General features: G+C 72.8%; 21 protein-coding genes. 12 read left to right on the forward strand and 9 right to left on the reverse strand.

Annotated features, from left to right (window positions below; translation table 11 throughout):
* Positions 1–38: 38 nt before the first annotated feature.
* A complete protein-coding gene (locus tag SM577_RS23195; RefSeq protein WP_302922733.1) occupies positions 39–332 on the reverse strand; it encodes a ferredoxin in 294 nt (97 codons plus the stop codon).
* 178 nt (positions 333–510) lie between these two features.
* Between SM577_RS23195 and arc the strand changes: the two genes are divergently transcribed.
* The 7 genes from arc (at position 511) to prcA (ending at position 8,805) form a co-directional block, all read left to right on the forward strand.
* Positions 511–2,292 carry a proteasome ATPase gene (gene arc / locus SM577_RS23200; RefSeq protein WP_302922732.1) on the forward strand — a complete coding sequence of 594 codons (1,782 nt, stop codon included), beginning with the start codon at positions 511–513 and terminating at the stop codon, positions 2,290–2,292.
* A 147-nt stretch (positions 2,293–2,439) separates the two neighbouring features.
* Positions 2,440–4,422, forward strand: coding sequence for a hypothetical protein (locus SM577_RS23205; protein ID WP_474587958.1), 1,983 nt, complete (start codon positions 2,440–2,442; stop codon positions 4,420–4,422).
* A gap of 117 nt (positions 4,423–4,539) precedes the next feature.
* Positions 4,540–6,057 carry a depupylase/deamidase Dop gene (dop, locus tag SM577_RS23210; RefSeq protein ID WP_368051341.1) on the forward strand — a complete coding sequence of 506 codons (1,518 nt, stop codon included), beginning with the start codon at positions 4,540–4,542 and terminating at the stop codon, positions 6,055–6,057.
* Positions 6,058–6,231: 174 nt separating this feature from the next.
* Entirely contained in the window at positions 6,232–6,447 is a 216-nt protein-coding gene (locus SM577_RS23215) for a ubiquitin-like protein Pup (protein ID WP_088993750.1), read from the forward strand.
* A gap of 22 nt (positions 6,448–6,469) precedes the next feature.
* Positions 6,470–7,156 (forward strand): endonuclease VII domain-containing protein, encoded by a 687-nt coding sequence (locus SM577_RS23220; RefSeq protein ID WP_474587959.1) that lies wholly within the window; start codon positions 6,470–6,472, stop codon positions 7,154–7,156.
* Positions 7,075–7,914, forward strand: coding sequence for a proteasome subunit beta (prcB, locus tag SM577_RS23225; RefSeq protein WP_474579821.1), 840 nt, complete (start codon positions 7,075–7,077; stop codon positions 7,912–7,914). The genes SM577_RS23220 and prcB overlap by 82 nt, the downstream gene beginning before the upstream one ends.
* A gap of 54 nt (positions 7,915–7,968) precedes the next feature.
* The gene (gene prcA, locus SM577_RS23230) at positions 7,969–8,805 is read left to right on the forward strand and encodes a proteasome subunit alpha (RefSeq protein WP_302922727.1); all 837 of its coding nucleotides are present in this window, start codon (positions 7,969–7,971) and stop codon (positions 8,803–8,805) included.
* A 133-nt stretch (positions 8,806–8,938) separates the two neighbouring features.
* Here prcA and SM577_RS23235 read toward each other — a convergent pair whose 3' ends face one another.
* The 6 genes from SM577_RS23235 to rfbB all read right to left on the reverse strand — a co-directional run bounded on the left by SM577_RS23235 (position 8,939) and on the right by rfbB (position 14,298).
* On the reverse strand, positions 8,939–9,967 hold the full coding sequence (locus tag SM577_RS23235) for a glycosyltransferase family 2 protein (RefSeq protein ID WP_474587960.1): 1,029 nt from the start codon (positions 9,965–9,967) through the stop codon (positions 8,939–8,941).
* Positions 9,964–11,271: a lipopolysaccharide biosynthesis protein gene (locus tag SM577_RS23240; RefSeq protein ID WP_302922725.1), complete on the reverse strand. Its 1,308-nt coding sequence runs from the start codon at positions 11,269–11,271 to the stop codon at positions 9,964–9,966. The genes SM577_RS23235 and SM577_RS23240 overlap by 4 nt, the downstream gene beginning before the upstream one ends.
* Complete coding sequence (locus SM577_RS23245; protein WP_302922724.1) at positions 11,271–11,972, reverse strand: glycosyltransferase family 2 protein; 702 nt, start codon at positions 11,970–11,972, stop codon at positions 11,271–11,273. Before SM577_RS23245 ends, SM577_RS23240 begins: the two co-directional genes overlap by 1 nt.
* On the reverse strand, positions 11,965–12,336 hold the full coding sequence (locus tag SM577_RS23250; protein WP_088993756.1) for a DUF2304 domain-containing protein: 372 nt from the start codon (positions 12,334–12,336) through the stop codon (positions 11,965–11,967). The genes SM577_RS23245 and SM577_RS23250 overlap by 8 nt, the downstream gene beginning before the upstream one ends.
* On the reverse strand, positions 12,333–13,220 hold the full coding sequence (rfbD, locus tag SM577_RS23255) for a dTDP-4-dehydrorhamnose reductase (RefSeq protein ID WP_302922723.1): 888 nt from the start codon (positions 13,218–13,220) through the stop codon (positions 12,333–12,335). Before rfbD ends, SM577_RS23250 begins: the two co-directional genes overlap by 4 nt.
* A gap of 76 nt (positions 13,221–13,296) precedes the next feature.
* The gene (gene rfbB, locus SM577_RS23260) at positions 13,297–14,298 is read right to left on the reverse strand and encodes a dTDP-glucose 4,6-dehydratase (protein ID WP_302922722.1); all 1,002 of its coding nucleotides are present in this window, start codon (positions 14,296–14,298) and stop codon (positions 13,297–13,299) included.
* Positions 14,299–14,386: 88 nt separating this feature from the next.
* On the opposite strand from rfbB, the gene rfbA reads away from it, so the two are divergent.
* The 5 genes from rfbA to SM577_RS23285 all read left to right on the forward strand — a co-directional run bounded on the left by rfbA (position 14,387) and on the right by SM577_RS23285 (position 18,950).
* On the forward strand, positions 14,387–15,274 hold the full coding sequence (rfbA, locus tag SM577_RS23265) for a glucose-1-phosphate thymidylyltransferase RfbA (protein ID WP_474587961.1): 888 nt from the start codon (positions 14,387–14,389) through the stop codon (positions 15,272–15,274).
* 52 nt (positions 15,275–15,326) lie between these two features.
* The gene (locus SM577_RS23270) at positions 15,327–15,950 is read left to right on the forward strand and encodes a dTDP-4-dehydrorhamnose 3,5-epimerase family protein (RefSeq protein ID WP_302922720.1); all 624 of its coding nucleotides are present in this window, start codon (positions 15,327–15,329) and stop codon (positions 15,948–15,950) included.
* Positions 15,951–16,019: 69 nt separating this feature from the next.
* Positions 16,020–17,378 carry a Pup--protein ligase gene (gene pafA, locus SM577_RS23275; RefSeq protein WP_088993761.1) on the forward strand — a complete coding sequence of 453 codons (1,359 nt, stop codon included), beginning with the start codon at positions 16,020–16,022 and terminating at the stop codon, positions 17,376–17,378.
* Positions 17,379–17,445: 67 nt separating this feature from the next.
* Positions 17,446–17,631, forward strand: coding sequence for a hypothetical protein (locus tag SM577_RS23280; RefSeq protein WP_302922719.1), 186 nt, complete (start codon positions 17,446–17,448; stop codon positions 17,629–17,631).
* Positions 17,632–17,810: 179 nt separating this feature from the next.
* Positions 17,811–18,950 carry an oxalate decarboxylase family bicupin gene (locus tag SM577_RS23285; protein WP_302922718.1) on the forward strand — a complete coding sequence of 380 codons (1,140 nt, stop codon included), beginning with the start codon at positions 17,811–17,813 and terminating at the stop codon, positions 18,948–18,950.
* Between the two features lie 30 nt (positions 18,951–18,980).
* On the opposite strand, the gene SM577_RS23290 is transcribed toward SM577_RS23285, so the two are convergent.
* Positions 18,981–20,066: a DUF3866 family protein gene (locus tag SM577_RS23290; RefSeq protein WP_302922717.1), complete on the reverse strand. Its 1,086-nt coding sequence runs from the start codon at positions 20,064–20,066 to the stop codon at positions 18,981–18,983.
* Positions 20,067–20,293: 227 nt separating this feature from the next.
* Complete coding sequence (locus SM577_RS23295; protein WP_302922716.1) at positions 20,294–21,283, reverse strand: cation diffusion facilitator family transporter; 990 nt, start codon at positions 21,281–21,283, stop codon at positions 20,294–20,296.
* Positions 21,284–21,375 lie beyond the last annotated feature (92 nt).

A 21,375-nucleotide genomic window follows, 5' to 3' on the forward strand; every position in this document is an offset into this window, starting at 1 on the left:
TCCGCCGCCTGCGCGCTCAACCGGAGGAGTCGGGGCGGTCAGTCGTCGGCGTCGGGGCCGGCGATCTCGACGCCGTCGCTGTCGCGCACCACGTGGATGCACTCGCCCGGGCATTCCCGGGCCGAGTCGATCACTTCGAGACGCAGGTGGGCGGGGACGTCGACCCGGCTGCCGGGGGCCTGCCGCAGCTCGCCGTCGGGGCCCTTGACGTACGCCAGGCCGTCGATGTCGAACTCGAAGACCTCCGGCGCGTACTGCACGCACAGCCCGTCGCCGGTGCAGAGGTCCTGGTCCACCCAGACCGTCAGCTGGTCGGTAGCGACCCCGGCCACGGGCGCACCCCCCATGTTCTCCCGTCCCACGCCCCGACGGTACCCGAACGCCCGTTCGGCCCCACCGGCCCACCCTTGGCGATCAAGGTTCGGTGACGAGGGCGTTGCGCGGGACCGAATCGGCCTCATAGCGGCTAGTGTTAGGGCAGAACGTTCAAGCCCCCCGGGGAGGTGGGACGTGGCACGCAGCGACGACGCGGACTCGCGCGCCGCACGGTGGGAGAAGGAGGCCCACGATCTCTCCACGCAGGTCGCGTTCCTGCAAGAGGAACTCGCTCTGGTGCGGCGCAAGTTGACCGAAAGCCCCCGACACGTCCGGCAGCTCGAAGAGCGGCTGGCGGCCACCCAGGCACAGTTGGCGCGGCTGACCGAGAACAACGACCGGCTCGTGAGCACTCTCAAGGAGGCTCGCGCGCAGATCGTGACGCTCAAGGAGGAGATCGACCGCCTCGCGCAACCGCCGAGTGGCTACGGCGTCTTCCTGGCGCGGCACGACGACGGCACGGTGGACGTCTTCACCGGTGGGCGCAAGCTCCGGGTGGCCGTCTCGCCCTCGCTCGACGTGGCCGAGCTGCGGCGCGGCCAGGAGGTGCTGCTCAACGACGCGCTCAACATCGTCGACGCGTTCGGCTTCGAGCGGGTCGGCGAGGTGGTGATGCTCAAGGAGGTCCTCGAGGGCCCCGGCGGCGCTCCGGGCGACCGGGCGCTGGTGGTCTCCCACTCCGACGAGGAGCGGATCGTCCACCTGGCCGACTCCCTGATCGGTGCGCCGATCCGGGCCGGCGACTCGCTCATGATCGAACCGCGCTCGGCGTACGCGTACGAGCGGATCCCCAAGAGCGAGGTCGAGGAACTGGTCCTGGAGGAGGTGCCCGACGTCGACTACACCGACATCGGCGGCCTCCACGCGCAGATCGAGCAGATCCGCGACGCGGTGGAACTGCCGTTCCTGCACGCCGACCTGTTCCGCGAGCACCAGCTCCGCCCGCCGAAGGGGATACTGCTCTACGGCCCGCCCGGCTGCGGCAAGACGCTGATCGCCAAGGCGGTGGCCAACTCGCTGGCCAAGAAGATCGCCGAGCGTCGGGGCGAGGAGAAGCACACCAGCTACTTCCTCAACATCAAGGGCCCGGAGCTGCTCAACAAGTACGTCGGCGAGACCGAGCGGCACATCCGGCTGATCTTCCAGCGAGCCCGGGAGAAGGCCGGCGAGGGCACCCCGGTGATCGTGTTCTTCGACGAGATGGACTCGGTCTTCCGCACCCGCGGCTCCGGCGTCTCCTCCGACGTGGAGAACACCATCGTCCCGCAGCTGCTCAGCGAGATCGACGGTGTCGAGGGCCTGGAGAACGTCATCGTCATCGGCGCCTCCAACCGGGAAGACATGATCGACCCGGCGATCCTGCGGCCCGGCCGGCTCGACGTGAAGATCAAGATCGAGCGGCCGGACGCCGAGGCGGCCAAGGACATCTTCTCCAAGTACATCCTCTCCGGGCTGCCGCTGCACCCGGACGACCTGGCCGAGCACGGCGGCGACCCCCAGGCCACGGTCGCGGCCATGATCGACGCGGTGGTGCTGCGGATGTACTCGGAGACCGAGGAGAACCGCTTCCTCGAGGTCACCTACGCCAACGGCGACAAGGAAGTCCTCTACTTCAAGGACTTCAACTCCGGCGCGATGATCCAGAACATCGTCGACCGGGGCAAGAAGATGGCCATCAAGGAGTTCCTCACCTCCGGCCGCAAGGGGCTGCGCCTGCAGCACCTGCTCGACGCCTGCGTCGACGAGTTCCGCGAGAACGAGGACCTGCCCAACACCACCAACCCGGACGACTGGGCCCGCATCTCCGGCAAGAAGGGGGAGCGGATCGTCTACATCCGCACCCTCGTCTCCGGCGGCAAGGGCGCCGAGGCCGGCCGGTCCATCGAGACCGCCAGCAACACCGGCCAGTACCTGTAACAGCCGGGTCGACGGGCCCGCGGCACGCCGCGGGCCCGTCGCCGTGTCACCCGATGTTCACCCCGGCCGGCGCGCGTCCGGCGGGCGGAACGCCGGGCCCGTCGGTAAGCTTCCGGGCACCGCTTCGCCGACTCGCCGAGGAACCGCGTGCCGTCCGAGCTCACCGTCGTCGACCCGCCGGCCACCCCGGCGGCCGAGCCGACCCGACCGGCCACCCGCCGCGGGCGCGGCGCCGCGCTGGCGGGCGCCGCGCTGCTGGCGGCCTGGGTGGTGCCCGTCGGCGCGTACGCCGCAGACCGGACCTGGCTGCTGCCCCCGCTGGTCCTGCTGGTCACCGCCAGCCTGCTGCGCGGCGGCCGCACCCTGCTCGACCGGCTGCTGCTCGCCACCATGCTGCTGCTCGGCGCGACCACCGCGGCGGGCCTGCTCTTCGCGGTCTGGCCCTGGGGGCTGCACCCCGTGCCGGTCAACGGCACCGCCCTCACCGCGCTCGTGCTGGCCGCCGCGGCCACCGGCCGCCGACCGCGGCTGCCCCGGCCGGGCTGGCCCGACCTGTTCCCGGTGCTCGGCACCGCCGCGCTCGTCGGCTACCTCGCCCAGCCGCTGCTGCGCGCCGGAGACCTCGCCACCCAGCTGACCCTGCTCGGTCGCGGCGAGGACAACTACCGCCACCTCGCCCTCTTCGACGTCATCGGCCGCACTGGCGGCTACGTCTTCGTCGACCCGGCCGCCGCCCGGGAACAGATCGTCTCCGCCCTGGTCCACTACCCGCAGGGCTGGCACCTGACCACCGCCCTGCTCGACGGGCACCTCACCCCGATCGGCGCCGCCGCGCGCGGCGCCGGCGGCGTCGAGCCCTACCTGTGGTGGACCATCGCCGGCTTCGGCCTGCTGGCCCTCACCCTGCTCTGGGTCGCCCAGCGGATCCCCGGACCGCTGCACCCCCTGCACCGCACGGTGCTCACCGTCGTCGTCGGCGCCCTGATCCTCGGCACCCAACTGCCCCGGCTGCTCATCGCCGGGTACCCCACCGAGGTGCTCGGGCTGACCCTCACCGTCGCCCTGGCCGGCCTGGTCATCCGACCGCTGGCCGGCACCCGGGAACAGCTGGTGCTGCTGGGGGCCCTGGTGACCGGCATCGGGTTCAGCTACTACCTCTTCCTGCCGGCCGCCGCCGTCCTGGCGCTCTGCTGGTTCGCCGGCCACTGGCGGGAGTCGCTGCGGGCCTGGCCCACCCTGCTCGTCGTCGCCCTCGTCACCGTCCCCCTCGCCGCCACCACGCCCCTGCTGGGTCTGCTCCGCGCCGACCACGCCGAGGCGCTCGCCGCCCCCATCGGCCGGGACGTCACCCAGACCTGGCGCGCCCTGCTCTGGCTCGGCGGCCTCGTCGTCCTCGCCCTGGTCGTCCAGGTCCGCCGCAGCGACCGCGCCTGGCGCCGCACCCTGCTGGTCATGCTCGTCGGCGCCGCCTTCGCCCTCGCCATCGCGCAGGCCAGCATCAACGCCGGCGGGCAACCGGCGTACTACTTCAACAAGGCCGGCCACCTGGCCACGGCGCTGTTCATCGCCGGCACCGCCGGCCTGGTCCGGCTGCTGCCCACCCCGCGCCGCGACCGCGGCCTGCCCCGACGGATCGCCACCACCGCGGCGGCGGCCGTCACCGGCATCGCGCTCGCCGCCGCCGCCGTGACCTACTGCGGCGTCACCGGCTGGCACCGCGGCATCCTGGTCACCGACGAGTGGACCTGGGCGCAGCGCTGGGTGCACCAGGACCTCGAACAGCCGGTCCGCGCCGCGGTGGTCTGCGCCGAGGTCGACCGGGCCTACCCGCCGGTGCCCTGGGCCACCACCTTCATCCTCGACCGCGGTCCCTACCGCTCCTACCTGGAAGGGCTCTGCCTCTCGGCCCTGCAGGGCACCACGGCGCAGAGCGAGCCCGGCGTCTACGGCATGGTCTTCCTCGAACCCGACCGCACCCGGGAGATGCTGCGCCGCGCGCCCGGACCGGTCCGGTTCGTGGTCACCGACCCCGGCGCCCGGCGGCGGGTGGAGAAACTGCTCATCGCCGAACCGGAACTGCACCGCCGGGTCACCGTCGAGGTCATGCTCATACCCGAGCCGTACCGCTGAGCCGCCCGTGGCCGGCGACACCGCGACCGGCTGCACCGCCACGCCCCCATCCGCGGTGGCGCCGACTACGCTCGAAGCGGACGGGGGACCGGTCGGGCGAGCGAAGCGGGTAGGTCGATGAGCGTAAGACGGATCATGGGCACCGAGGTCGAGTACGGCATCTCCGTACCGGGCCAGGCGGGGGCCAACCCGATGGTCACCTCGTCCCAGGTGGTCAACGCCTACGGGGCACGCCCGGAACTCAACCGCGGCGGCCGGGCCCGCTGGGACTACGAGGAGGAGTCGCCGCTGCGCGACGCCCGCGGCTTCACCTACTCCGGGGCCGCCTACGACCCCGCCGAGGCGCTGGCCGACGAGGACCTCGGCCTGGCCAACGTGATACTCACCAACGGCGCCCGGCTCTACGTCGACCACGCCCACCCGGAGTACTCCACTCCGGAGGTGACCAACCCGCTGGACCTGGTCCGCTGGGACAAGGCCGGCGAGCGGGTGATGGCCGAGGCGTCCCGCCGGGCCGCCACCATCCCCGGCACCCAGCCGATCCACCTCTACAAGAACAACACCGACAACAAGGGCGCCAGCTACGGCGCCCACGAGAACTACCTGATGCGTCGGCAGACGCCGTTCGCGGACATCGTCGCGTACCTGACGCCGTTCTTCGTCACCCGCCAGATCGTCTGCGGCGCGGGCCGGGTCGGCATCGGTCAGGACGGCGGGCAGAGCGGCTTCCAGATCTCCCAGCGGGCCGACTTCTTCGAGGTCGAGGTCGGCCTGGAGACCACCCTCAAGCGGCCGATCATCAACACCCGGGACGAGCCGCACGCCGACGCCGACAAGTACCGCCGGCTGCACGTCATCATCGGCGACGCCAACCTGTCGGAGATCTCGACGTACCTCAAGGTCGGCACCACCGCGCTGATCCTCACCATGATCGAGGAGAAGGCGCTCGGCGCCGACCTCGGCATCGCCGACCCGGTCAGCGAGCTGCGCGCGGTCAGCCACGACCCGTCCCTGTCCCACCTGATGCGGCTGCGCGACGGGCGCCGGCTGACCGCCCTGGACGTGCAGTGGGCCTACTACGAGCGGGTGCGGTCCTTTGTCGACGACCGCTACGGCAACGACGCCGACGAGCAGACCCTGGACGTGCTGGCCCGCTGGGAGGGCGTGCTGGACCGGCTCGGCCGGGACGTGATGCTCTGTGCCGACGAGCTGGACTGGGTGGCCAAGCTGCGGCTGCTGGAGGGCTACCGGGAGCGGGAGAAGCTCGGCTGGGGCTCGCACAAGCTCCAGCTGGTGGACCTGCAGTACTCCGACGTGCGCCCGGAGAAGGGCCTCTACCACCGGCTGGTCAGCCGTGGGGCGATGAAGACGCTGCTGACCGACGAGCAGACCCGCACCGCGATGACCGAGCCGCCGGAGGACACCCGGGCCTACTTCCGCGGCCGCTGCCTGGCCCAGTACGCCTCCGAGGTGGTCGCCGCGAGCTGGGACTCGGTCATCTTCGACGTGGGCCGGGAGTCGCTGGTGCGGGTGCCGATGATGGAGCCGGAACGGGGCACCCGCAAGCACGTCGGCGAACTGTTCGACCGCTGCCCCAGCGCCAAGGACCTGCTGGAGACCCTCACCGGCGGCTGACCACGCCGGGCCGGCCCGGCGCGCGCCCGTCCGGCGCGCCGTGACCGGCCGCCGGCTGCCGTCCGCCGTACGACGGCGACCCTGGCCCGGCGCGCGCCCACCCGGCGTGCGGCGGGCCTTTCGTCGCTCCCGCGAGGTAAGTTTCTCGCAAGAGATCGTTGGAGGAGGCACCAGATGGCCACTCGTGACAGCGGCGGGCAGTCGCAGTCGGGCAAGTCCCGCCAGGGCGAAGAGATCGAGGACGTCACCACCGAGGCCAACCCGGAGGTCGCCGAGCGGCACGCGGAGATCACCGAGGACGTCGACGACCTCCTCGACGAGATCGACTCCGTCCTGGAGGAGAACGCAGAGGAATTTGTCCGGGGCTATGTGCAGAAAGGGGGGGAATAGGTCATAAGCGGGCAAGTCGGACATGCCTCGACGTCTCGACGACCGGGATGGCACTCGTCGTTGCCGTGATTGCGGCGAGTGGAAGCCACTTGAGGAGTTCTGCGCCAACAGCAAGCGCCCCGACGGTCGTGGCAGCTACTGCAAGCCCTGCTTCAATCAGCGGTCGAAGGCGAGCTACGCGAAGCGGGTGCAAGAGAAGCACGGCCGGGAGGTTCGCCAGCTTCCGGCCGTGCCCGAGGGGCACCGGCGATGCCCTGCTTGCGGCGCGACGAAGGCCCTAGACGACTTCCCGCGAAACCGTTCTGGGCGGGCTGGTTACGGCCGATACTGCAAGCCTTGCCACAACGTGAAGGGCAAGGAGAGCAGGCTCCGGGTCCACGGCGGCAGTCGTGAGTACCACCTGCGGCGGCGGTACGGCATCGGGCAGCAGGAGTTCGACGAGCTCCTCGCCGAGCAGGGCGGGGTCTGTGCCATCTGCGGCGGCGCGGACCCGCAACATGTGGACCACGATCATCGCACCGGTTGGGTGCGCGGGATACTCTGCTTCAACTGCAACGGTGGTCTTGGTCAGTTCCGTGACGATCAGGCGCGGCTGGCCGGGGCGATCACATACCTGAGAGGAACCACGTGGCAGCGGGTTTTGATCCATCCGGGCGTCTACCAGATGTGTTCACCAACGCGGGGACGTCCTCCTTCACCACGTTCCTGAGCAAGGTGGCTCCCGAGATGCTGCCCGGCCGCCGGCCGCTGCCGCCGGGCATGGCCGCCGACCTGGCGCCGCACGCCACCACCATCGTGGCCATCTCGGCCGCCGGTGGCGTGGTGATGGCCGGCGACCGGCGGGCCACCATGGGCAACCTGATCGCCCAGCGCGACATCGAGAAGGTGCACCCGGCCGACGCGTACTCGCTGGTCGGCATCGCGGGCACCGCCGGCATCGGCATCGAGCTGATGCGACTGTTCCAGGTGGAGCTGGAGCACTACGAGAAGATCGAGGGCGCGATGCTCTCGCTGGACGGCAAGGCCAACCGGCTCGCCTCGATGATCCGGGGCAACCTGGGCGCGGCGATGCAGGGGTTGGCCGTGATCCCGCTCTTCGCCGGCTTCGACCTGGCCTGCGCCGACCCGGCGAGGGCCGGCCGCATCTTCAGCTTCGACGTCACCGGCGGCCCCTACGAGGAGACCGGCTACGACGCGATCGGCTCCGGGTCGCTGTTCGCCAAGTCCGCGCTGAAGAAGCGGTACCGGGCCGGGCTGTCGATGGACGACGCGGTCCGCCTCGCGGTGGAGGCGCTCTACGACGCCGCCGACGACGACACCGCGACCGGTGGGCCGGATCTCACCCGCCGGATCTACCCGGTGGTGATGACCGCGACGGCGGAGGGCACCCACCGGCTCACCGACGCCGAGACGGCGGCGATCGCCGAGAGCGTGGTCTCGGGCCGGATGGAGAACCCGGGCGGCTGATCCGCCCGCACAGTCAGCAGCCGTCAGCACAGCGTCGTAAGGAGAACCGCCGCCGTGGCCATGCAGTTCTACGCCTCGCCCGAGCAGATCATGCGCGACCGCTCCGAGCTGGCCCGCAAGGGCATCGCCCGGGGTCGCAGCGCGGTGGTCCTGAGTTACGAGGGCGGAGTGCTCTTCGTCGCGGAGAACCTCTCCAGCGCCCTGCACAAGGTCAGTGAGATCTACGACCGGATCGGTTTCGCCGCCGTCGGCCGCTACAACGAGTTCGAGAACCTGCGCCGCGCCGGCGTGCGGATGGCCGACCTGAACGGCCTGAGCTACGACCGGCGCGACGTCACCGGCCGGGCCCTGGCCAACGCGTTCGCGCAGACCCTCGGCGCGATCTTCACCGAGCAGTCCAAGCCGTTCGAGGTGGAGATCTGCGTGGCGCAGGTCGGTGCCACCGCCGAGGACGACGAGATCTACCGGCTCACCTACGACGGCTCGGTCAACGACGAGCCGGGCCGGATGGCGATGGGCGGCCAGGCGGAGGCGATCACCAACGTGCTCAAGGCCGACCACTCGGCGGAGATGTCGTTGAGCGACGCGGTGAAGCTGTCGGTGCGGGCGTTGAGCAGCGTCGGCGGCGAGGGTGGCGCGGCTCGGACCATCGCGGCGAACCAGCTGGAGGTGGCGGTGCTGGACCGCCGCCGGGTCGGCCGGACCTTCCGGCGGATCACCGGCGCCGCGCTGACCGCGCTGCTGGACGGCGGCGCGGCCAAGGCGGAGGAGCCGGCCGCCGCGGGTGGACCGACGACGCCGTCCACGCCGACCGAGGAGGCGCACAAGCCGACCAGCTCCGCCGGGTCCGCGGACCTGGAGGACAAGCCGGGTCAGCCGGCCGACGAGTAGTCCCGTCGCGGTGCGCCGGGGTCCGGGCTTCCGGGCCCCGGCGTACGCGTTTCCACGGCATGCGAGTGCCGCCGGGCGGGCGTGCCGCCGGGCAGTCCCGGCTGCGCGGTCGGCGGAGTGGCGGTGGCGCCCGTCAGGCCCGGCGCAGCAGCGGGCGGACCAGCGCCCAGTAGCCGGCGGCGATGACGTTGAAGATGCCCATCCCGGGCGGCGCCTCGACGTTGGACGGGTCGACCTTCGCGGTCATCACGGTCGCGATGACGCCGTCGGGAACGGTCCGCTCCGCCTGGAGACGGCGGCGGCGGGCGCGTACCCAGGCCCGGTTGCTCCACAGCCAGCGCCAGCCGCGGACCTTCTCCCTGGGCCAGCCGCCGAGCAGCGCGGCGACCAGCATGGCGGCCTCGGAGAGCAGCAGCATCGGCGCCAGCAGCGCCAGCGTCCGCCCCTCGTACGCGGTGAGCAGGGAGAGCAGCCGGTTCCGCTCGACCAGGTAGACCTTGAGCGAGTTGCGGGAGAACTCGTAGTGGTGCACGACGACGGCGTCCGGCACGTACTGCGGGCGGAGTCCGCGCTGCCAGAGGCGGAGGCTGAGTTCGGTGTCCTCGTGGTAGGCGAAGTACTCGGCCGGGAAGCCGTCCAGCTCCTGCCAGAGCTGCCGGCCGATGACGAAGCAGCAGCCGCTGAGCGAGGGCACCGTGGTGCGGACCGCGTGGGCGCTGGCCGGCTGGCCGTTGCCGCCGGCCCAGGAGAGCCCGATGAAGTGCAGCGGGTTGCCGGAGGTGTTGATCAGATCCGGGTTCTCGGCGAGCCGGATGGAGGCCATGGCGGCGCCCACGCCGGGCTCCCCGGCGACCGCGACCACCTTGGCGAGCGCGTCGGGGGCGACGATCGCGTCGGAGTTGACGAAGGCGAGCCACTCGCCGGTGGCCTCGGCCGCGCCGACCCGGCAGCCGCCGGCGTACCCGGTGTTGGTCTCCGGGCGGATCACCCGGACGCCGGGGAAGCCCTTGACCACGTCGATGCCGTCGCCGGTGCACCCGTTGTCGACGACGATCAGCTCGATCTCGACGTCGGTGCTGGCCAGCACGGCCCGGGCGGCGTCGACCAGGTACGGCTCGGCGCCGTAGGCGAGCATCACCGCGGAGACCTGGGGGCGGGTCATCGGATGCCTCCGGATACGCCAGTCGCCACGGCGTCGTCGAGCGGCCGGGCCGGGGTGGGGACGGGACGGGTGCCGCCGCGCAGCAGCAGCGCCATGGTGCCGGCGACCACGACGGAGCCGACGGTGTAGGCCAGCTCGACGCGGAGCGCGACCGGCGCCGGGGTCAGGGTCACGGCGAGCAGCGCGGCCACGCCGAGCGTCCAGGCGAGGGCCTGGGCCCGGTGCCGGTTCAGCGCGAGCAGGGCCTGGCCGAGCACCATCGACCAGAGGTAGGCGAGGGTGGCCACGGCGAGCCAGGCGAAGTCGACCTGGTCGAGCACGTCGGGGGCGTCGAAGAGGGCACGGACCAGCCACGGGCCGAGCAGCACGGCGCCGACCGCGCCGATCAGCCCGAGCGCGGTGACCACGCCGAGCGAGCGGCGGAGCAGGCCGTGGAAGGCGGCCCGGTCGCCGGTGGTGGCGGTGGCGGCGAGCCCGGGCAGCAGCGACGCCTGCATGGAGCCGAACACGAAGAGCGGGATCCGCACCAGCACCAGTGCGGAGAGCAGCGCCCCGGCGGTGGCCACGTCGTCGGGGGCGATCAGCCGGACGTTGATCACGCCGACGTTCACCACGACCTGGGAGAGCAGGCTGGAGACGGTGAGCAGCCCGAGGCCGCGCAGCAGCGCGCCCCACGGCACCGGCGCGCCGCCGCCGACGGCGCGCAGCACCGGCGGCAGGGTGAACAGCACGCTGGCCAGCGGGGCGATCACCAGCACCACCCCGTACCACAGCGGGGAGCTGACGCCGGCGAGGCCGAGCAGGGCGACCATCACGATGCGCAGCCCGCCGTCGATGCCGAGCTGGCCGCCGTACCAGGGGAAGAGGGACAGGCCGGAGAGGACGCCGCGGGTGGTGTACGCGATCGCCATGGCGACCAGCGACCCGATCAGCACCAGCACCATGTCGCCGTCGCCGGCGAAGAGCCGGTCGGCGAGCACGCGGTAGCCGGCGGCGGTGGCGAGCACCATCACGGCCAGCACCGCGGCGGCCAGCGCGGCGCCGCGGGCCAGCACCGGGCCGGGCGGCAGCCCCTGCGTACGGCGGGCGGCGACGACCCGGGCGACCTCCTGCTCGACCGGGATGAACACGCCGATGCCGACGGTGAACACGATCGACCAGAGCACCGACAGGGAGCTGTAGTCGGCCTCGGTGAGGCCGTGGCCGGCGACCGCGAGGTGGACGTAGGAGGCCAGCCCGAGCAGGGCCAGCCCGGCACCGACGGCCACGGTGCCGGGCGGGACGAGGGCGAGCAGGCGCCGCATCACTGGCGGATGAGCGCCAGCGTGAGCACCACGAACGCCCGGCCCAGGTAGATCATCGCCTTGGCGGGGGAGTGGCTGGGTGTGCCGGCCATCCGCTTGCGCATGGCCACCGGCACCTGCCGGATCCGGTAGCCGCGGCGGGCGGTGTGCACCAGCGTCTCGACGGTGTCGCCGAGGTACTCGGCCGGGTACCAGCGGGCGAACATCTCGATCACCCGACGGTTGGCGGCGCGGAAGCCGGAGGTGGTGTCGGTGAGCTTGGTGCGGGCCACCCGGGACAGCACGGCGGAGAGCATCACCATCGCCCAGCGGCGCGGGCCGCGGACGGAGTAGTCGCCCTCGCCGGCGAACCGGGCGCCGATCACCAGGTCGTTGTCGTCGAGCAGGTCGACCAGCTTCGGCACGTAGCGGGGGTCGTGCTGGCCGTCGGCGTCGATCTGGATGGCGACGTCGTAGCCGTGGTCGCGGGCGTACCGGTAGCCGAGCCGCATGGCCCCGCCGACGCCGAGGTTGTAGGGCAGTTGGGCGACCCGGGCGCCGGCCGCGGCGGCGACGTCGGCGGTGCGGTCGGTGGAGCCGTCGTCGACCACCAGCACGTCGACGCCGGGCAGTTCGCCGCGCACCTCGCCGACCACGTCGGCGATCGAACCGGACTCGTTGAGCGCCGGGATGATGATCAGGACGCGCTTGCCGTTAACCATCGTTGGACACCAGTTCGTCTCGGGCGGCCCGCTCGGCGGCGATCTCGGCGCGCAGCAGGGCGAAGTCTTCGGCCAGGGTGCGGGTCTCCTCCTCCAGCGCGCTGACCTCCCAGCTCAGGTGCACACAGACCAGGAGCAGGAAGACGATGCCGAGGAAGAGCACGAGGCTGACGCCGGAGGCGACGCCGAGCATCCCGGCGACGCTGTCCAGCAGTCGGGGGAAGAGCGACAGGGGGATGACGACCAGCAGCACGCCGAGCCACAGCATGCCGTACTTCTCCCGGAGCTGCCGGCGGCGCAGCAACTCGACGATGGTGCCGAGCAGCAGCAGGCCGGTCAGGCCGGTGACGAGGGTGAGCTTCATGCGACCTTCCACGGGGCGGGTGGAGTGGCGGAGGCGAACGCGTCGGCCAGGGTGGTGTGCCAGTCCGGAAGCGGTGGCAGACCCGCGGCGGCCCAACGGCCGTGCCCTAGCACACTGTACGCCGGTCTGGGGGCGGGACGGCGAAACCGATCGCTGGTGGTGGGTCGGATCCGGTCCGGGTCGAGCCCGCGCAGCGCGAACACCGCGCGGGCCAGCCCGTACCAGGTGGTCCGGCCGGCGCAGGTGCCGTGGTAGACGCCGGGAGCGGCCCGGCCGGCCAGCGCCGCGTCGCCGAGCGCCACCAGCTGCGCGGCGAGGGCGTACGACCAGGTGGGCTGGCCGTGCTGGTCGTCGACCACGTCGAGCTGCTCGCGCTGCTCGGCCAGCCGGAGCATGGTGGCGACGAAGTTGGGCCCGTGCGCGCCGTAGAGCCACGCGGTGCGCACCACGTAGCCGGTTTCGGGGAGGAATCGGGCGACGGCCCGCTCCCCGGCCAGCTTCGAGCGGCCGTACGCGTTGACCGGCGCGGTCGGCGCGTCCTCGGCGTACGGGCTGTCGCCGTCGCCGGGGAAGACGTAGTCGGTGGAGATGTGCACCAGCCGGGCGCCGGTGTCCGCGCAGGCGCCGGCGAGGTGCCCGACGGCGTCGCCGTTGACGGCGGTGGCGGCCGCCTCGTGCTCCTCCGCCCCGTCCACGTCGGTCCACGCCGCCGTGTTGACCACCAGGTCGTGCCCGGCGACGGCGGCGCGGACCGCGCTGGCGTCGGTGATGTCGAGGTCGGCCCGGGTGGCGGCGGTCACCTTCAGGTCCGGCCGGGTGCCGAGCACCGCGAGCAGGTCCCGGCCGAGCATCCCGCCCGCGCCGGTGACGAGCACCCGGCTCATGCCGGCACTCCGCTGCGCTCCGTGCCGCCCTGAGGGACCGTGGCGCTGCGGTGACGATTCGCTCCCTGACGCTCGCTCATGCGGCCGGGGCGGACTTCAGCGGCTCCCACCAGGCCCGGTTCTCGCGGTACCAGCGCACGGTGTCGGCGAGCCCACGGTCCAGGTCGATGCTGGGGGCGTACCCCAGCTCCTCGCTGATCTTGGTGATGTCCAGCGAGTAGCGGCGGTCGTGGCCCTTGCGGTCGGCGACCGGGACGACCCGGTCCCAGCCGGCCCCGCAGGCCTCCAGCAGCCGGCCGGTGAGCTCCTTGTTGGTCAGCTCGGTGCCGCCGCCGATGTTGTACACCTCACCGGCGCGGCCCTTCTGCTGCACCAGCGCGATGCCCCGGCAGTGGTCGTGCACGTGCAGCCAGTCGCGCACGTTGCCGCCGTCGCCGTAGAGCGGCACGGTCCCGCCGTCGAGCAGGTTGGTGACGAAGAGCGGGATGACCTTCTCCGGGAACTGGTAGGGCCCGTAGTTGTTGGAGCAGCGGGTGACCACCACGTCCATCCCGTGGGTGCGGTGGTAGGCCAGGGCGAGCAGGTCGGAGCCGGCCTTGGAGGCCGAGTACGGCGAGTTCGGCGCCAGCGGCCAGGTCTCCGTCCAGGACCCCTCGTCGATCGAGCCGTACACCTCGTCGGTGGAGACGTGCACGAACCGGCCGGTGCCGTGGCGCAGCGCGGCGTCGAGCAGGGTCTGGGTGCCGAGCACGTTGGTGGTGACGAACGGCGCGGCGCCGGCGATCGAGCGGTCGACGTGCGATTCGGCGGCGAAGTGCACGATCACGTCGTGACCGGGCACGACCTGCTCGACCAGGGCCGGGTCGCAGATGTCGCCCTGCACGAAGCGGAACCGGGGGTCCTCGCGCACCGGCGCCAGGTTGGCCAGGTTGCCCGAGTAGGTCAGCTTGTCGAGCACGGTCACGGCGGCAGGTTCGATCGCGGGCACACCCGTGGCGCTGCCGAGGGGCACGCCCAGCAGCATGCGGACGTACTCCGACCCGATGAATCCGGCTCCGCCGGTGACGAGGATCCTCACGGGTCCGGAAGTGTACGCGACGTGACGGCGGGGCCGGGGGACGCGGACCCGGCTGTCCGGTTCGGCCCGGTCCCGGTAGGCTCCCCCGGTGCGCGGAATCCTACTCGCCGGTGGCACCGGATCCCGGCTCTGGCCGATCACCCGGGCGGTGTCCAAGCAGCTGATGCCGGTCTTCGACAAGCCGATGGTCTACTACCCGCTCTCCACGCTGGTGATGTCCGGCGTCCGGGAGATCCTGGTGATCACCACGCCGGAGGACCAGAGCCAGTTCCAGCGGCTGCTGGGCGACGGCAGCCAGTGGGGGTTGCGGCTGGAGTACGTCGTCCAGGCCCGCCCGGAGGGCATCGCCCAGGCGTTCGTGCTCGGCGCGGACTTCATCGGCGACGAGGCGGTGGCGCTGATCCTGGGCGACAACATCTTCCACGGCGTGGGGCTGGGCCGGCAGCTGGCCGCGCACGGCGACCTGGTCGGCGGGCGGGTCTTCGCCTACCCGGTGGCCAACCCGGAGGCGTACGGGGTGGTCGAGTTCGACGAGGGCGGCACGGTGCTCTCGATCGAGGAGAAGCCGGTCCGGCCCAAGTCCCGGTACGCGGTGCCGGGGCTGTACTTCTACGACAACCGCGTGGTCGACATCGCCCGCAAGCTCACCCCGAGCGCCCGCGGCGAGTTGGAGATCACCGCGGTCAACGAGGCGTACCGGGAGACCGGCGAGCTGTCGGTGACCGTGCTGGACCGGGGCACCGCGTGGCTGGACACCGGCACCTTCACCTCGATGATGCAGGCCGCCGAGTTCGTCCGGGTGATCGAGGAGCGGCAGGGCATGAAGATCGGCTGCGTCGAGGAGGTGGCCTGGCGGGCCGGCCTGATCGACGACGCGCAGCTGCGCGAGCTGGCCGAGCCGCTGACCAAGAGCGGCTACGGCGACTACCTGCTCGGGCTGCTGGCCGAGCGGGACGGCCAGGCGGTGCCCCGGTGAGCGCGAGGAGCGAGCTTGCGAGCCCCGCAGTCGCGAAGGAAAGGCTGGCCCGGTGAAGATCCGGCCGTTGGGCATCGAGGGCGCCTGGGAGATCACCCCGCAGCAGCACGGCGACCCGCGCGGGCTGTTCATGGAGTGGTACCGGTTCGACCGGCTCGCCGAGGCGGTGGGGCATCCGCTGCGGCTGGCCCAGGGCAACCTGTCGGTCTCGGCCCGGGGCGTGGTGCGCGGCATCCACTTCGCCGACGTGCCGCCCGGCCAGGCCAAGTACGTCACCTGCGTACGCGGCGCGGTGCTCGACGTGGTGGTCGACCTGCGGGTCGGCTCGCCCACGTTCGGCCGCTGGGAGGGCGTCCGGCTGGACGAGGTGGACCGCCGCGCGGTCTACCTGAGCGAAGGGCTGGGGCACGGGTTCTGCGCGCTGACCGACGACGCGACGCTGAGCTACCTCTGCTCCACCACCTACAACCCGACCGGGGAGCACGCGGTGCACCCGCTGGACCCGGAGCTGGGCATCGAGTGGCCGGTCGAGGAGCCGCAACTGTCGGCCCGCGACGCCGCCGCGCCCAGCCTGGCGCGGGCGCGCGAGACCGGCCTGCTGCCCGAGCACGCGACCTGCCGGTCGTACGTGGCGAGCCTGGGGCCGGACGGTATGCCGCAATCGGCCGGGAATTGACCGCCCCGCGGATGACGACCTGTGGTGTGACAGTGACGAACGGGCCCTCCGGGCGGCTAATGTCTCATCATGGAGCGGCGAATCTTCGGCCTCGAGACCGAGTACGGCGTCACCTGCACCTATCGGGGGCAGCGGCGGCTCTCCCCTGACGAGGTCGCCCGGTACCTCTTCCGCCGGGTGGTGTCCTGGGGCCGGTCGAGCAACGTGTTCCTGCGCAACGGCGCCCGGCTCTACCTCGACGTCGGCTCGCACCCCGAGTACGCCACCCCGGAGTGCGACTCGGTGGTCGACCTGGTCGCCCACGACCGGGCCGGCGAGCGGATCCTGGAGGGGCTGCTCGTCGACGCGGAGAAGCGGCTGCACGACGAGGGCATCGCGGGTGAGATCTACCTGTTCAAGAACAACACCGACTCGGCCGGCAACTCGTACGGCTGCCACGAGAACTACCTGGTCTCCCGGCACGGCGAGTTCGGCCGGCTGGCCGACGTGCTGATCCCGTTCCTGGTCACCCGGCAGCTGATCTGCGGCGCGGGCAAGGTACTGCAGACCCCGCGCGGCGCGGTCTACTGCCTGTCCCAGCGCGCCGAGCACATCTGGGAGGGCGTCTCCTCGGCGACCACCCGCAGCCGGCCGATCATCAACACCCGGGACGAGCCGCACGCCGACGCGGAGCGCTACCGCCGGCTGCACGTCATCGTCGGCGACTCCAACATGAACGAGGTCACCACGCTGCTGAAGGTCGGCACCGCCGACATCGTGCTGCGGATGATCGAGGCCGGCGTGGTGATGCGCGACCTCACCCTGGAGAACCCGATCCGGGCGATCCGCGAGGTGTCGCACGACATCACCGGCCGGCGCAAGGTGCGCCTCGCCTCCGGCAAGGAGGTGAGCGCGCTGGAGATCCAGCAGGAGTACCTGGCCAAGGCGACCGAGTTCGTCGAGCGGCGCGGCGGCGACCAGACCGCCAAGCGGGTGGTGGAGCTGTGGGGCCGGGTGCTGCGCGCGGTGGAGACCGGCGACCTGGAGCCGGTGGCCCGGGAGATCGACTGGGTGACCAAGCTGCGCCTGATCGAGCGCTACCAGCGCAAGCACGACCTGCCGCTGTCGCACCCCCGGGTGGCGCAGATGGACCTCGCCTATCACGACCTGCGCCGTGGCCGCGGCCTCTACGGGCTGCTGGAGCGGCGCGGCGAGGTGGACCGGGTGGCCACCGACCCGGAGATCTTCGAGGCCAAGGAGACCCCGCCGCAGACCACCCGCGCCCGGCTGCGCGGCGAGTTCATCCGGCACGCCCAGGAGAAGCGGCGCGACTTCACCGTCGACTGGGTGCACCTGAAGCTCAACGACCAGGCGCAGCGCACAGTGCTCTGCAAGGACCCGTTCCGGGCGTACGACGAGCGGGTGGAGCGGCTGATCGCCAGCATGTGACGGCGCGCCGCCCGGCCCCCACGGCGGTACCGTCCGGGGCCGGGCGGCCGGGTAGGCTGACCGCGCCATGACGACTTCCGAACCTTCCGGCGGCGACCGGCAGCGGCCGAACTTCATCGAGCGCCGCCGCGAGAAGATCCGCGCCGAGATCGAGCGCAACCGCCGCGGTGAGTACACGGTGCCGACCTGGGTGCTCGCGGTCGCGCTGGTGGTGATCGTCGGCGCCTGGCTCGGCCTGATCTTCCTCGCCTGACCGGCCCGGCCCGCGCCGCTTCCGCTGACCCCGGCGGGCCACTGGTTGGCCCGGCCGGGTCCAGTCGACGGGTACCCGGGGGCCGCCGACGTGGCGGCCCGGGACCGGGGCTGCGGCCACGCGGCCCGCGGCGCCCGCCGGGCGCGGCGCGGACCGGCCGACCCGGGAGAGGCGGACGCATGGGCGAGGAACGGCTGCCACAACCGCAGCGGGGGATACGGGGTGGCGACGACCCCGGGCCGCGGGACGTCCTGCGGGACCGGGAGAACCCGGACCTGCTGACCCCGCCGCCGACCGACGCGGGGACCGTGCCGAACCTGCGCTTCTCCTTCTCCGACGCGCACAACCGGATCGAGCGGGGCGGCTGGACCCGCGAGGTCACCCAGCGTGAGCTGCCGATCGCCACCGAACTCAGCGGCGTGGACATGCGGCTGGAACCGGGCGCCTACCGGGAGCTGCACTGGCACAAGCAGTCCGAGTGGGCGTACGTGCTGCGGGGCAGCTGCCGGATCAGCGCGGTCGACCAGGAGGGCCGTACCTTCCTCGACGACGTCCGCGCCGGGGACCTGTGGTTCTTCCCGCAGGGGGTGCCGCACCACATCCAGGCCCTCGACGAGGGGGTGGAGTTCCTGCTGGTCTTCGACGACGGCGCGTTCTCGGAGAACGGCACCTTCCTGATCAGCGACTTCTTCGCGCACACCCCGCGCGACGTGCTGGCGAAGAACTTCGGCTGGGCGCCGGAGCAGCTGGCGAACCTGCCCGAGCGGGAGAGGTACATCTTCGCCGGCCAGGTGCCGCCGCCGCTGGAGCGGGACCGGGTAATCAGCCCGACCGGGGACGTGCCGAGCACGTTCAGCCACCGGATGCTGGCCCAGCAGCCGCACCGCTTCCCGGGCGGCTCGGTGCGCATCGCCGACGTGTCGAACTTCCCGGCCGCCACCACCATCTGCGCCGCGCTGGTGGAGGTCGATCCGGGCGGGCTGCGGGAGCTGCACTGGCATCCCACCGACGACGAGTGGCAGTACTACATCTCCGGGCGGGGCCGGATGGGGGTGTTCGCCGGCACCGGCGCGGCCCGCACCTTCGACTTCCGGGCCGGCGACGTGGGCTACGTGCCGTTCGCCTACGGGCACTACATCGAGAACCGGGGCAGCGAGCCGCTGGTGTTCCTGGAGATGTTCCGCAAGCCGCGGTTCGCCGACATCTCGCTGGCCCAGTGGATGGCGAACACCCCGCACCAGGTGGTCGCGGACACCCTGAACCTGCCCCGGGAGCTGATCGAGGCGCTGCCCCGGGACAAGCGGCCGGTCGTCCGGTAGCGGCACCGCCGGACGGCGCGGCGGAGCGGCTCAGCCCGCGAGGCGGGCGGCGTGCCGGCCGGCCGCGGCGGCGGCCAGGAAGTAGGCGTGGTCGGCGTCCAGGCCACGGCCCATGGTGGACAGTGGCACAGCGGTGGCGCGCAGCGCGGCGTCCAGCCCGTCGGTGGGCACCCGGACGATCCGGTGCCGCGCCGCCAGCGGGTCCAGGGTCGCGTCGACCTCGGCGGCCAGCGCCGGGTCGAGGCCGTCGGGCACCACCAGCTCGGCGGCGGCCAGCGCCACCCGGCCGTACGCGGTGAGGCTGTGGTGCGACACGCCGCGGTGCCGGGGACGCGGGTCGGCGGCGGAGATGCGCAGCGACCCGACGGGCCGCCCGCCCAGCGCGGCGATCGCGTTGACCGCCTCGCCGACGGCCACCCCGGAGAAGCCCCAGCGGGTGCCGGTGCCCAGGTTGCCCGGCCCCTGGGCGACGATCGCCAGGTCGGCGTGGAGCACGTGCCGGGCGGCGAGCAGTCCGCTGTGCAGGGTGGCCGCCTCCAGGTCGCCGCCGAACGCCTGCCCGACGGTGATCGTGCCGACCAGTTCGTCGCGCAGCCCGGCGAGGGTGCGGGAGAACCAGGCGGGCAGCGCCCCGCCGTCGGTGAGCAGGTAGGCCACCCGCGCGCCGGGGACGTCGGCGCGGATCCCGGCCAGGATCGCCGGCAGCGCCGAGTGCAGGTCGGCGGTGACCACGGGCAGGCCGGCGACGTCCTCGGCGGCCGCGAGCACCGCCCGGTGCGGTGACGCCTCCTCGTCCACGCCGAGCAGGATCGGCTGCAACGGGGTGTAGCGGGCCTTGACCAGGTGGCCGGCGTCGCGGCTGTCCAGCGCCTGCGGCGGGTCCGGCGGTAGCCGGTCCGGCAGCGCCACCACCAGGGCGTAACCGCCGGTGCCGAGCCCCATCAGCAGCGCGCCGGCGTTGAGCAGCACCCGGTCGCCGGGTTCCGGCCGGCCGACGAGCTCGGGGTAGGCCAGCGCCCGCATGGTGCCGCCGTCCGGCAGGGCGACGTCGAGTTCGACCGCCCCGGCCCACTGCCGCCGCAGCGCCGTCACCGTTCCGGACCGCCATCGCACCATGCCCGGCACCGTATCGGGGGCGGGTGGCGGCGACCGGGGCGGGGGACCGCCGGCGTGACGCCCGGTGGGTCGGCGCGGGGCGGGCAGCCGTTCCGCCGGCGTCCGGGCGCCGGCGGTCGTGCCGGCCGCCGCCACCCCGATGCCGCCAGGCGGGCCCGGTGCCGTCCGCTGCCGTCAGGCTGGCCGGTGCGGCCCGCTGCCCCCAGGGCCGTCGCCGGACGGTGGCGTCAGTCGGGCCCGGTGCCGGCCGGTGGCCGGCCGGGGTCGTACCGGTCGGGTCGGTTGCCGCGCGCGGCGGCCGGGGTCGGGTCGAGGAAGACGTACCGGATCTCCGGCCAGCGGCCGGTCAGCCGGCGCTCCGCGGCGTCGGCGGCGGCCTCGATCTGCCCGCCGGTGGCCACGTCGTCGAAGTCGACCTTGGCGGCGACCAGGATGTCGGCCGGGCCGATCTGCATGGTCAGCAGGGTGTCGATCCGCCGCACCGCGGGCAGGTCGGCCAGCTCGCGTTCGATCTCCCGGCGCAGCCGGTCCGGCACCGACCGCCCCACCAGCAGCGACAGGTTGCGCAGCGCCAGCGTCACGGCGACCACCAGGAGCAGCACGCCGATCAGGATCGAGGCGATCCCGTCGTAGAGTTCGTCGCCGGTCAGCTCGGACAGCGCCACCCCGGCGGCGGCCAGCACCAGCCCGATCAGGGCGGCGCTGTCCTCCAGGAAGACCGCCTTCACCGTGGTGTCCGCGGTCAGCCGCAGGTAGCGCCGCGGGGTGGTGCGCCAGCGCCGGGACTCGCCGCGGACCTGGCGGGCGGCCCGGGCCAGGGAGACCGACTCGATCACGAACGAGACCGCCAGCACCACGTACGAGACCAGGTAGTCGCCGCTGTGCTCGTGCACGAGGATGGTGGTGACGCCGTGGGTGACGGCGAAGCCGGCCCCGGCGACGAACGTGAACAGCGCGGCCAGGAACGCCCAGACGTAGCTCTCCTTGCCGTAGCCGAACGGGCGCCGGGCGTCCGCCGGCCGCGCGCCCCGGCGCAGCGCCAGGTAGAGCAGCACCTCGGTGGTGGTGTCGGCGACCGAGTGGACCGCCTCGGAGAGCATCGCCGCCGAACCGGAGATCAGCCCGGCGACCAGCTTCGCCACCGCGATGGCGAGGTTGGCGGCCCCGGCGACGACCACCGTGCCGACGCTCTCGGTCCGGACGGTCGGCGCGGTCACCAGGTCACCCTATGGCCGCCGGCGACCTCCCGCCGGGCGACGCGGCGGGTGCCGCCGCCGTCCCCGGCGCGTGGGTGCGCGTTCCCGGCACG

This window comes from Micromonospora desertarenae (genome assembly GCF_056150265.1).

Coding starts and splice junctions, on each gene's coding strand:
- SM577_RS23280 (WP_302922719.1), top strand. CDS start 17,446: ATGACGACTTCCGAACCTTCCGGCGGCGACCGGCAGCGGCCGAACTTC.
- SM577_RS23240 (WP_302922725.1), bottom strand. CDS start 11,271: ATGCGGCGCCTGCTCGCCCTCGTCCCGCCCGGCACCGTGGCCGTCGGT.
- SM577_RS23285 (WP_302922718.1), top strand. CDS start 17,811: ATGGGCGAGGAACGGCTGCCACAACCGCAGCGGGGGATACGGGGTGGC.
- SM577_RS23235 (WP_474587960.1), bottom strand. CDS start 9,967: ATGACCCGCCCCCAGGTCTCCGCGGTGATGCTCGCCTACGGCGCCGAG.
- rfbD (WP_302922723.1), bottom strand. CDS start 13,220: ATGAGCCGGGTGCTCGTCACCGGCGCGGGCGGGATGCTCGGCCGGGAC.
- SM577_RS23220 (WP_474587959.1), top strand. CDS start 6,470: ATGCCTCGACGTCTCGACGACCGGGATGGCACTCGTCGTTGCCGTGAT.
- SM577_RS23215 (WP_088993750.1), top strand. CDS start 6,232: ATGGCCACTCGTGACAGCGGCGGGCAGTCGCAGTCGGGCAAGTCCCGC.
- dop (WP_368051341.1), top strand. CDS start 4,540: ATGAGCGTAAGACGGATCATGGGCACCGAGGTCGAGTACGGCATCTCC.
- pafA (WP_088993761.1), top strand. CDS start 16,020: ATGGAGCGGCGAATCTTCGGCCTCGAGACCGAGTACGGCGTCACCTGC.
- SM577_RS23250 (WP_088993756.1), bottom strand. CDS start 12,336: ATGAAGCTCACCCTCGTCACCGGCCTGACCGGCCTGCTGCTGCTCGGC.
- SM577_RS23290 (WP_302922717.1), bottom strand. CDS start 20,066: ATGGTGCGATGGCGGTCCGGAACGGTGACGGCGCTGCGGCGGCAGTGG.
- SM577_RS23245 (WP_302922724.1), bottom strand. CDS start 11,972: ATGGTTAACGGCAAGCGCGTCCTGATCATCATCCCGGCGCTCAACGAG.